General features: G+C 74.3%; 1 protein-coding gene. It reads right to left on the reverse strand.

Annotated features, from left to right (window positions below; translation table 11 throughout):
* The coding region (locus AC1D01_RS36680; protein ID WP_477874724.1) for a TIGR03862 family flavoprotein at window positions 1-926 on the reverse strand (926 nt) is incomplete at both ends.

Genomic DNA, 926 nt, shown 5'->3' on the forward strand with positions numbered 1-926 from the left:
AGCGCGCCCTGCGCCGCCACGCGCGCGCTCGCCATCGTCGCGGTCAGCAGGTAGCCGCCGGTCGGCGCTTCCCAGTCGAGCATCTCGCCGGCGACGAACACGCCGGGCAGCGCACGCAGCATCAGCGCGTCATCCAGCGCCGCGGCACGCACGCCGCCGGCGCTGCTGATCGCCTCGTCGATCGGCCGCGCCGCGCCGAGCACGATGCGCAGGCCCTTGATGTGCGCGGCCAGGCGCTGCACGTCGGCCATCTCCGCCTTCGGCACCAGCTCGTGCAGCAGGCTCGCCTTCACGCCATGCAAGCCGAGGCGCGTCTTCAGGTGCGTCGACAGCGAGCGCGGCCCGCGCGGGTGCGCGAGCTCGGTTTCCACCCACTCCAGCGGGCGCGCCGGCAGCAGGTCGAGCGCGAAGCTCGCCTGGCCCTGCGCGGCGATGGCATCGCGCAGCCGCGCCGACGCGGCATACACCAGGCTGCCTTCGACGCCGGTCTGCGTGACGACGAACTCGCCCGGCTGCCGCCAGCCATCGTCGAGCGCGATCGCCACCGACTTCAACGGCTCGCCGGCGAAGCGGCTGCGGAAATGCTCGCTCCACGCTGTAGCCACGTCGAAGCCGCAGTTCGACGGCTGCAACGGCGCCACGTCGACCGCGCGCTGCGCGAGCCACGGCAGCCACGCGCCGTCGGAGCCGAGCCGCGACCAGCTGCCGCCGCCCAGCGCCAGCAGCACGGCATCGGCGCGCACGGCATGCTCGCCGTTGGCCGATGCGAAGCGCAGCGCGCCGTCGTCGCCCCAGCCGAGCCAGCGCTGGCGCATGTGGAAGCGCACGCCGGCCGCGCGCAGCCGCTGCAGCCAGGCGCGCAACAGCGGCGCCGCCTTCATGTCGGTGGGAAACACGCGGCCCGAGCTGCCGACGAAGGTGTCGAT

It is taken from the genome of Rhizobacter sp. P3_B12 (assembly GCF_056402895.1).